Genomic DNA, 9,657 nt, shown 5'->3' on the forward strand with positions numbered 1-9,657 from the left:
TTATAGGATAAGCCAGCGAGAAGTATTTGATCGTACCCTCCGACTCGTTTACGCGGAACGGGAAAGTGACCGTCTTCGTGGCGTTGCCCTCCTCGTCATATTGCTGGTGTGAACTGATGACTGTATTGTCAACCTTGCGTATGTCGTCGATTCCGAAGTCTGCAAACCGGGCAAACTCCACAATACGCCTTTTCATGGACGGATCATCGATCTGGGCTATCGCCATTTCCCAAATCCGCTCGTCGCTGCTGCCAAGAACAATCGTGGTGTTGGCCAACCATCCCATGATTTCCACCGAGACGCTTTCGTTGAACTGTGCTGCCACGGAAAGAAGCAGCGCATTGTCGCGCACCATTTTTTTGGCGACAACCTCTTTGCCGACCGAAAATTTGGGATGCAGTTCATACTCATCGCCGTCACGCAGGAACAGTTCCACCTCCTTTGCCTTGCGCTTGTTGCCCTTTTGATAAAGCCACTCCCGGTGTACACGTTTTTCATCGACTTCAAACCCATAGCGGTATTGGACCGTTTCGTCGGCAAAGACCGCCTCAAAATAACTGGGCTCCTGTTCCGTCCTCCGGTTGAGACGGAAACTTTCCACCCGTATGCTTTCGCCGGACTGCACGCCTTTGGAGGAATTGATGACAAACCATTTGAAGAAATCGAGCGCTTTGACTAGATTCGATTTCCCGCTGGCATTGGCCCCGTAGATGACCGCACTCTTCAGCAAAGAGAGGTTCGTACCTTCAAGCTCAAAAACAATCTCATCGGACCGGGTCTGTTTTTCTTTCAGCGCGGAAGCAGCCAAAGACAAGGTCGCCGGCTCCTTGAACGAAAGGAAATTTTCGACTGTGAACTGAATAATCATATTATATCGCAGTTATATGTAAATTTTATGCAAATATAGGGGATATTTTTCATATATAGATGTTTTATCGGATCTCTTTTTGCGGTTATTTTCCTGCACGTGAAAATCAGACCGTTTTCGTTCTTGCAATGCTGCCCTGCAAAAGGCGACTGCAATTTTCCGAAGCGGCAACATCGGCTTGCGATTCATGCTCCCGATAGTGGAATTTGGGTGGAAAGACGCGAAATTCGCCACATCTTTCCCCTCAATGTGGTACAAATGTACCGTGTATCTGACAGGAGGGGTGTTACAAATGTAGCAACAATACTATAAGTAGTATTATACAAGAAGAAAGAAGAAAGATGTACTTTTTTCTTTGACGCAAAGAAAAAAGATACCAAAAAAGAAACAAATCATGACAGACGGCACGCCGTCTGTTTTTTTGTTTTTTTGAATCGGAAAGTGTTGAAAACGGATAAGATGAGGATTAAAGGACCACTTCCTCCCCAGATACAAGAGAGAGAAACAGAACGAATACCTTATACCGTCACCCTCTTACCGTCTGGCATCCTTGTCGCGGTTCAGCCTTACGACAGAGCGCACGCAGTCACGTACCAGTTCGGCATCCCTCCGCTCCATGAAATAGTTCCCGCATTCCAACCGTTTCCTGTCCGCCGGCCTGTTGTTGTCCCTGCATTCACGGATTTCCAGTATGTCATTCAGGTAATAGTACTTGTCACCGCGTCTGACACGTGTTGCCAGCCGTTCGAGTTCCTTCAGCCGTCCGTTCCATGCAAGCCCTTTCTGGCGTAGAGCATCGGAAAGCCTGCTACGGCCACTGGTTCCGATAGGCAGTATCTGGAGATTCACCGCGTACCCGACTGTTTCATGCAGGGAATAGCGCAGGCTCCCGTCTTCGTCCAGCAGGCAATACAGCACAACACGTCCTTTTGCGTCGATTTCCTTGAAAGCCCCCAGTATTACATGCTCATCCAGGATACTGAGTTTTACCAACTGTCCGTCTTTGGGAGCATAGAGAGATTCCGAACATACACCCCGGCGCTTGTCCCATGCAAGATGGCCTTCGTTCAGCAGGCGTTGGAGGGCAATCTTTTGCTCTGCGCTCGCTTCCCGGCAATCATTCAGAAACATGACCGCGTCATCGGTAACGAGTTCTCTGCCCGCAGTCATCCTTACCGGAACCGACACGCAATTACCCGTGACATCTCCCACAAGTCCGGTTTCCGATGTCCCACCGTTGAAGACGACCATTCCCTTGCGAATGGACGACCCACCCGTGCTGTCTTTCGGAATACTCCCGATTTTCTTCTTATGATATGATTCCATTCTTTCGATTCTTTATCCAGATATTTCCTGTAACAGCAAAATGCCATACTTCATACATAAGTGGATACAATACGGCAAATATACGTATAATTCACCAAAAAGGCAGGTAACTGAACCCCATTTCTTCTGCATTTCCACGGTTTCCTGTATAAAGTCACAAAAACCGTACAAATAAGTCGGAATCCATGTGGATAGCTTCGTTCTGTATATTCTATATGATTAAGGAACAAAACATTACAAGATTGTCCGATTGTGAAAAGCATATCCGAACATACTGAATGACAGGAATACACATCCTCCTTTTCCGTCGTCCAATCCGGTTAAGAACAGTCAATATACCGACGTGTCTCTATATATTTTTTGATACGTTTTCAGCGTATCTAAAAAACAGCTTCAAGCCGGAACCCGGAAATCGTGCAGAAAGTCTGTACACCCGTGAAAATTGAAAGGACAGGCATCCACAAATGAGAATATTTCAAAAATATGGGACATGGTGAACACCAGCACCTTAAGCAACCATGATAAATACAAGTACTTTACTGTATATTTTTTGATACCTGCTTACAGTTTCAATCCGAAAGCCGCATTTTGAGCCGTTTTGGAAAACCGGACTTGAAAAAACGGCCCGAGGACAGAGACCGAATCCGCACCCGAGGGTACACCCTCCCCAATCTTTTTATTTTTATTACACCATTGAATATCAATAATTTATTAGGTTTACTTTTGTATAAAGTAAGCCTAAAAACGTCTTTTACATTATCTTTGCTTACAAATTGAAAGTAAAAAAATCTTTTCAGTCCTATTTTATCCATTTTAAGCAGCTAATAATCTGATAATCAATAGACAAAACTGATTTTGATTTTATACATACGTTGAAACGGGGCTTTTTTGATTTTTGCAAAGGAAAAATTTTTTTCAAAGAAAATCATTTTTTCTATTTTATTGATATTCAACTATTTACAAATTCACTTCGCGCGCGTGCGTTCCATATTCGCAAAAAGGCTGTTTTTGGAACGTTCCAAATTTTTTTTCTCAAAAAGTTTTGCAGTTCTGAAAAACGGTTTTATAATAGTCATGTACTCGAAAGCCAAACAAACGGCAAACAAGTACGGAGAAAAACGAATAAAAAAATAGATAGTAAAAAACAGAATTAAAAAACAGAAAAGCAAAGACCGCCGAGAGCGAGAAACAAAAAGCCCTTTTTGTGGGAAACCTATTTTTGAGGCTTGGAAAATCAAAAATTCGCCTGTTCGCTTTGGAGCGATTAAATAGGGTGTTAAATAACCACACCGAGCAGGACTACAGACCAATGTAGCAAGTTGGAACGGCTAAAAACGTGTTTTTAGTCCGCATACGCAAAGCACGCAAATTTGGGAGTGCGAGAGTTGTATGGAAAAAGGACGTGTAAGAATAATGCCATAATTGCGCCCTTGTGCGCTCGGAATAAAATGCACGATAGCGGTAAAAACTATCCGCATAGAGGACGCTGGTAAATGTATATGCCAATGCTATACCCAATACCCAGCTCGGTGGTAACGCCTAAATGCCTCACCTTACAGTTAGCTGCCGGATTGGGAAAGATCCGGGACGTGCCAGAGAAGCGTCTTGCCGAAATTGGAGTAAAGCAGCGCAGAGCCACGACACGAGTGATGCGTGAGTAAGCCGATACACGATATGCCGAAAATGCGCTCATTTGGATAGCCTGCTATGGGGTACGTTTTAAGTGCGACAAAGTTACGAAAAATTTTGCCGTGCAGGGTGAAATGCACGGCAAATTTTTGGGCGCGTGGCAGGAAATGCCACACTTTGCGCTATGGTGCAGAGTTCGGGGTTCGACTCCCCGAGTGCCCGCAATGCGTGATTTTGCGCAGTGTTTCTAAAATTTTATCATTATGGCAACTTCTAAATTGAACAAGGAACAGTATGCAAACATCGGTTCGTTTGCAGGTATCATGTTGGTTTACAACTCTACCAACAAGGACGGTGAACTCGTGCAGACGGCACAGCACTTTTTCGGTGCGGACTTTGAGCCTGCCGACAAGTCGGACAACGAGATTTTCCGTGTGATTAAAAACATGGTCGCAACTATGTGGCACACCATTGCGGAGGAAAAGAAACTGCGTGCCGATGCCGACGGCATACGCTCGAAATTCCGTGCCACAACCCCTGCGGAAATCATCATCTGCGAGAAGTCGGGAAATCGTATCAAGAAGTACGACCTTACCGACAGCGTTTGGGCGCGTATCGGTCTTGTGCCGACCAAAGTAGACCTCGAGAAGTCAAACCGTGATTTCCAAAAGACAATCCATGCCGCTGCAAAGGCTATCCGCAACGCCATGAATTTCGCCCCGAACCTCGCCAACCTCGAAAAGCCTGCCGAGAAAACGACCAAGACCGGCAAGGCTGAAAAGGTGGCGGAACAGCCTGCCGGAACGGTTGCCGATGAAAGCAAAAAGGCGGCATAAGGGCAACGGAGTAACTGAAACCTGCCCGAAAAAGGCAAAAGGACGGCAGGCAGCCCGCTGAACGTGTGGGACTGCCTGCCCTTTTCGTATCTGCCGTCGTAAGTGCGTGTTCTTGTGGCGTATGCCAAGAATACGCGCTTTTCATTTCGGGCGAAAGCAACTGTAACGTGATAGGCGAAAAGAATTTCCCGGCAAAAAACGGTGCCGGGACTGTACCTCCGCCGCAGGACGGGGAGTACACCGTGGACGACCTGAAGACCGCTCTGGAAGAGTCCGAGCGGTCGCTGCATGATGCCGTCTTCATAGCCCGCCAAGTGTGGGAGAAGGACTGCGATGCCGTGAAGTTCGACATCGACGACCTTGTGCAGATAGAATCGGCATTGCAGGAGATATGCAACATCACCGCCGGAATTGACAGCGGGGACGATGGCGAGTAACATGACGCGCATACGTGCTGCGGAAACTGCGGGGCGTGCGCGCTTTTTCGGGCATTGATATACACTGTGTCAGGATTGCACCCTGAAATGCCCGCACTTTTCTAAAATTCCCTCCGATATGACTTCCTTGCGCCGTGAGGCGTTGTGCCTACCTTGTATATAACACGGTTAAGCACGGTCTGGCGTTCTGCGGAACCGCCTGCCGTGCTTCCGCTGTTATCCTATGCGGGGAAGCGGAGAACGGATGTGCCAATAATAAAACGAATAAATATGATAGAAGTGTTTGACGCAAAGCGCACCCGCAGTTACGGGTGCTTTGCCAGTTTCAAGGCTGCCACCGATACGCTTGACAGCCTTGCCGCGACGGGACAGCTCGGAAGTGTGCCCGCTGTCAGCGTGGCGGCGTATTGCAGCGGCGTGTTACAACGGGAATATGAAGCGGTGTTTGTCGGTGGGAAATGGCGTGTGCCGAAATCTCCGAAAAGGCGGATGCCGGAAACGAGACCTGCCCGTGGGAGACGTCGGCGGAAATGGTGCAAGGAGTACGCTACGGCGGAGCTGATGTTCCGAGAAGGGTTTCCCGACCATTTGAACCGCAGTTATCCGCTCTCGGCGGACAGCCTGAGACGGTGCAACCGGAAATGCAGAATTTATATGCAATAATAAAAACGCAATGAGTATGAAAACATTAGCAGACGTGAAACGGAAAATGACGCTTGGCTCGAAGTGGCGGTGTGTCCGGCTGTTCGAGGGCGGAAAAGACCTCGGCGTGCGTGAGGTCGGGAAAGTGCAGGGTAATGCCGTGGCATTCCTCAAACCCGACGGGAAACTCTCGTGGCTATGGTGGCCAAAGGCAAAGGACGTGCAGGTGGAAGAAAACGCCTTCACCGTGCTCCAGAACGGAGTGCCCAAGCTCAAGTACATCTATGCCGGATAGGTGTTCCGGAAAAAATCATGCAAAATAATATGAATTAATAATCCCTATGTTTACAATCAGGGTAAGCCGCGATGATAGCGGATAAATGAAAAAGCTATCGAGATTTTGGTTAGATTAAAGCTGCAAAACCTTTACTAAATAAAACGACGATAGCCATGAGAGAGCAAAGAAACAAAATTAGTTTCAGAGGACAAAAGATTTATGTAGGAATCGACGTCCATTTGAAGAGTTGGTCGGTTACGGTCTTGTCCGAAACCTCCGTATTGAAGAAGTTTAGCCAGCATCCGAGCCCAGAAGCGTTGTACGGATTTTTAACTCGGAGTTATCCGGGCGCCGAGTATCACTCGGTGTACGAAGCGGGCTTCTGCGGATTTTGGATACACGAGCGTCTGACGGCCTTAGGGATCGACAACATCGTGGTCAATCCGGCCGACGTGCCGACCAAGAGCAGCGAAAAGCTGCGTAAGACCGACACCGTGGACAGCGGTAAGCTGGCGCGGAGTTTAAGAGCCAACGAGCTGAAAGGCATTTATACGCCGGACAGCGTATCGTTGGAGATGCGTTCCTTGATAAGATTGAAGAACTCGATAACCAAAGACACGACCCGTCAGAAGAATCGGCTCAAGTCTCAACTTCGGTATTTAGGCATCGAGATTCCGCAGGAGTTTCTCACTCCGTTTTCCAACTGGTCGAAGCGCTTTTTCGCCTGGTTGAAGGAGATAGAGACGCTCACCCCGAGCGGCCGTCAGGCCCTCGACATTCATATCCGGCATCTGGAAGAGTTACGCCGTCAGAAACTGGAGATGACACGGGCTTTACGGACATTGGCCAAGACGGATCGATTCCGCGAACCGCTGCGGTTGATTATGAGCGTTCCGGGGTTCGGGCAGGCTACGGGAATGGCGTTCCTCTCCGAGATATGCGACATAACCCGCTTCCGCAATGCCGAACAACTGGCTGCCTATATCGGAATGATCCCGATGTGCCACTCCAGCGGAGAGAAAGATGGGACGGGGGATATTACCATACGAAAACACGCCGTTATGCGCTGTAACCTGATAGAAGCGGCATGGGTGGCGGTACGTCAAGACCCTGCGATGAACCTGTTCTATACGGAACAATGCAAACGGATGCCCAAGAGCAAAGCTATCGTAAAGGTCGCCCGCAAACTGGTAAACCGTCTATTCTTTGTGCTGAAACATCAGACCGAATATGTCAATAGTATCGTGTCATAGAGAAACCCTTCCGGTAAACGGATTTTCCCAGAGAGAATACTACATAGTTGTTGCGGCGTTAACGTCCGCTTAAAATAATCTGCTCCTCTGGCCTTTGTAAACTAATAAGGGATATGCGGCAGAGAGCTGACCGCTAAGGAAAATCTGTTTATCGAAGGATTTTTTCGGGTTCTGAAATCTCGGCTTTCGAGAGAGCCAAAGGTGTTAAGCACGATGTGCCTCCGCACCGGCTCGATCAAAGGCCGGCGGAGGCTCTCGTGCCTTGACCTTTGGCCGAGAAGTTCACCAAGAAATGCAATACGCTGTAAATAAGATAAAAACAAATTTAACCGAAAACTTTGATCCAATTTTATTTGGATTGTAACAGGAAAACAACTATGGGGGCGGAATGCCCCTATGCTTTTATAAACGGATAAAGAAAATGACAGAAATAACGAGAAAGCAGATATCTGGTCTGCGGGTAAAGATGTATTAACGGCTATGGGAGAGGAACATAGAATCAACGAGATAAAAGGTGTCATCATCAGCCGTGCCCTGCTCAAGGAATACGGGTATGATGGCGATATGCCCACCGACAAACAGATGCAGGTCATCGGCAACGGGTTACTTGAATACTGGGGCGTAAGCGACGGTTTCAAGGAAGCCCTCGCCAGTACAATGGAGAACATGTTCGGTGTAAAAGCAAAAGATTAGGTCTATGGAAACGAAAGAACTTACTACCCACCAGCGTGGTGTTATTCTACGCGGCATCTGCGGCGGGGCTGCATTGAAAGACAAGTCGCCGCAAATATCTGAAAACAATACCGTCATAACCTGCGCCGGAGGGTTGGAGATTTGGGACATCTGCTGCATCAGCAGTGATGCCGAAGCCTTCGGCCTGAAACCGTCCTTCGGTTATGACGGGCACACGAGAATCACTTTCACCCCCAAAGAATAAGCGGAATGAAATCATATTACTACTTGGACTACCTGCACCGTGAAATCTTCCTTGAAGAGGAGGATATTCAGACCGTTCCGGAATCAGGCAGGGCGGACGATGCCTGTTCCGCCATTGCCGAAAAGCCGTATGTCGTGGAGCAGTTCATGGCGGACTCTTTCCGGACACTCAAAGATGTGGCCAGCCGCCTGTGCGATTCCCCTGATATTAAAAGCCGCCACGATGCGCTGATGTATATCGTGTGGAGGGTGGCACTGGACATCAAGGAGTGGCGGACTCTGAGCCATAGCGAAGCCGCCGTCAAGGTAACCCGTGAGGACGGTTTCGTGTGGCTGCTTGTATCGGCGGAAAATGCCCGGAAGCTATGGGAGGCAGACGTATTCTCCCTGTACAGGCTTTATGCCGATGATTCGGAATCCCTGATCGAAAGCGAGGCGGAGCTGGAATCGACCATCAAGGGCGGATACCAGATAGGTATCGAGGTGGGGTTCGCCTCTGTAATGGACCATGCCGCCCGGATGAAGCAACAATAAAAATCGGAAACAATCAAATAACGAAATCAAGAAGAAAGGTATGGAAACAACATTATTGACAAAGGAAAATGCCCATCGTGTGACCATGGTGCGGCGTGTGGATGCCCCGGAAAGCGAACCGGTAGCGTTTCTTTTCAGGGGAAAGAGACACGGGTATTGCAGCTATTCCCATCTTGTAGGGAATCCGGGCAAGGAAGAAATCCTCGCCCCGGCGGACTTCAAGGACTGGGAAGTTGTGGAAGTGGCGCACCCGGGCTATCTGGAAGAATATTTCAAGCAGGCGTGCAGCTCCTACAACCTCACCTCCTTCTCACCCGACGAGCGGGGTGAGTCAGACATCGCCTCGCACGAAAAGGAACTGCACGAGGATTTGCAGTCGATGCCCGAGCAGCAGCGGGAACGTTACATGGAAAACTACAAACGCTATTTCTCTGCCATGATCGCCGCCAACAGCCGTTGTGCCAGCGCGATGATTACGGGACCTGCACGCTTCAACACGGGCCGCAACGAAAAGGCCTGCAACAGCCACGCCAAGAGCGTCACGGCGTTCCGGGAATGGCGAGAACGTGCACTCGAAGCGATTCGCAAGGCTACCGAAGCGGCCAAGCCCGAAGAACAGCGTCTCGAGGAGGAGTGGCAGAAGGTCAAAGCCTTTATCGACGATGCCGCCTCGACCATTCACGGTATCGATACGGGTACGGCACGAGGCTATAGCCGGGCTCTCTTCGTCAGCAACCTCGCCGGGCGACTCTCCACCTATGTCAACCATGGCAACGTGGAAATCATCGACCGTGCCGTCGCTCGTCTGCGAGAGTGGAACGACAAAGTCAAGAAACCTGTCGTCACGGCACGCCATTCAATCTTCAAGTATCCCGAACTCGTCCGCAAGGTGCGGGAAAAGCAGCAGGAACGGGCAAGC

General features: G+C 49.0%; 12 protein-coding genes. 10 read left to right on the forward strand and 2 right to left on the reverse strand.

The window, feature by feature from the left end:
* Window positions 1-868 (reverse strand): AAA family ATPase (locus ABUA47_RS18650; protein WP_172725362.1); only part of this gene is annotated, 868 nt, incomplete at its 3' end.
* Between the two features lie 534 nt (window positions 869-1,402).
* Window positions 1,403-2,194, reverse strand: coding sequence for a hypothetical protein (locus tag ABUA47_RS18655; protein ID WP_004293621.1), 792 nt, complete (start codon window positions 2,192-2,194; stop codon window positions 1,403-1,405).
* Between the two features lie 1,505 nt (window positions 2,195-3,699).
* On the opposite strand from ABUA47_RS18655, the gene ABUA47_RS18660 reads away from it, so the two are divergent.
* From ABUA47_RS18660 to ABUA47_RS18705, 10 genes are all read left to right on the forward strand, one after another.
* On the forward strand, window positions 3,700-3,855 hold the full coding sequence (locus ABUA47_RS18660) for a hypothetical protein (RefSeq protein WP_153880831.1): 156 nt from the start codon (window positions 3,700-3,702) through the stop codon (window positions 3,853-3,855).
* 231 nt (window positions 3,856-4,086) lie between these two features.
* Entirely contained in the window at window positions 4,087-4,659 is a 573-nt protein-coding gene (locus ABUA47_RS18665; protein WP_004303961.1) for a hypothetical protein, read from the forward strand.
* A 65-nt stretch (window positions 4,660-4,724) separates the two neighbouring features.
* Window positions 4,725-5,096, forward strand: coding sequence for a hypothetical protein (locus ABUA47_RS18670; protein ID WP_008672695.1), 372 nt, complete (start codon window positions 4,725-4,727; stop codon window positions 5,094-5,096).
* A gap of 270 nt (window positions 5,097-5,366) precedes the next feature.
* The gene (locus ABUA47_RS18675; protein ID WP_004303960.1) at window positions 5,367-5,759 is read left to right on the forward strand and encodes a hypothetical protein; all 393 of its coding nucleotides are present in this window, start codon (window positions 5,367-5,369) and stop codon (window positions 5,757-5,759) included.
* 16 nt (window positions 5,760-5,775) lie between these two features.
* The gene (locus ABUA47_RS18680; RefSeq protein WP_004303959.1) at window positions 5,776-6,033 is read left to right on the forward strand and encodes a hypothetical protein; all 258 of its coding nucleotides are present in this window, start codon (window positions 5,776-5,778) and stop codon (window positions 6,031-6,033) included.
* Between the two features lie 155 nt (window positions 6,034-6,188).
* Window positions 6,189-7,268 (forward strand): IS110 family transposase, encoded by a 1,080-nt coding sequence (locus ABUA47_RS18685; protein ID WP_004293627.1) that lies wholly within the window; start codon window positions 6,189-6,191, stop codon window positions 7,266-7,268.
* Window positions 7,269-7,748: 480 nt separating this feature from the next.
* Window positions 7,749-7,961, forward strand: coding sequence for a hypothetical protein (locus tag ABUA47_RS18690; RefSeq protein ID WP_004293628.1), 213 nt, complete (start codon window positions 7,749-7,751; stop codon window positions 7,959-7,961).
* Between the two features lie 4 nt (window positions 7,962-7,965).
* Window positions 7,966-8,205: a hypothetical protein gene (locus tag ABUA47_RS18695; protein WP_004293629.1), complete on the forward strand. Its 240-nt coding sequence runs from the start codon at window positions 7,966-7,968 to the stop codon at window positions 8,203-8,205.
* Window positions 8,206-8,210: 5 nt separating this feature from the next.
* Window positions 8,211-8,738, forward strand: a complete 528-nt coding sequence (locus ABUA47_RS18700; RefSeq protein ID WP_004293630.1) for a hypothetical protein — start codon at window positions 8,211-8,213, stop codon at window positions 8,736-8,738.
* A gap of 40 nt (window positions 8,739-8,778) precedes the next feature.
* A partial coding sequence (locus ABUA47_RS18705; RefSeq protein WP_349831882.1) for a hypothetical protein occupies window positions 8,779-9,657 on the forward strand: 879 nt, incomplete at its 3' end.

It is taken from the genome of Bacteroides sp. RTP31139st1_H2_RTP31139_211217, from assembly GCF_040227615.1.
In the GTDB taxonomy this organism is placed as follows: domain Bacteria; phylum Bacteroidota; class Bacteroidia; order Bacteroidales; family Bacteroidaceae; genus Bacteroides; species Bacteroides uniformis.

Coding starts and splice junctions, on each gene's coding strand:
- ABUA47_RS18700 (WP_004293630.1), top strand. CDS start 8,211: ATGAAATCATATTACTACTTGGACTACCTGCACCGTGAAATCTTCCTT.
- ABUA47_RS18665 (WP_004303961.1), top strand. CDS start 4,087: ATGGCAACTTCTAAATTGAACAAGGAACAGTATGCAAACATCGGTTCG.
- ABUA47_RS18680 (WP_004303959.1), top strand. CDS start 5,776: ATGAAAACATTAGCAGACGTGAAACGGAAAATGACGCTTGGCTCGAAG.
- ABUA47_RS18695 (WP_004293629.1), top strand. CDS start 7,966: ATGGAAACGAAAGAACTTACTACCCACCAGCGTGGTGTTATTCTACGC.
- ABUA47_RS18675 (WP_004303960.1), top strand. CDS start 5,367: ATGATAGAAGTGTTTGACGCAAAGCGCACCCGCAGTTACGGGTGCTTT.
- ABUA47_RS18685 (WP_004293627.1), top strand. CDS start 6,189: ATGAGAGAGCAAAGAAACAAAATTAGTTTCAGAGGACAAAAGATTTAT.
- ABUA47_RS18660 (WP_153880831.1), top strand. CDS start 3,700: ATGCTATACCCAATACCCAGCTCGGTGGTAACGCCTAAATGCCTCACC.
- ABUA47_RS18690 (WP_004293628.1), top strand. CDS start 7,749: ATGGGAGAGGAACATAGAATCAACGAGATAAAAGGTGTCATCATCAGC.
- ABUA47_RS18655 (WP_004293621.1), bottom strand. CDS start 2,194: ATGGAATCATATCATAAGAAGAAAATCGGGAGTATTCCGAAAGACAGC.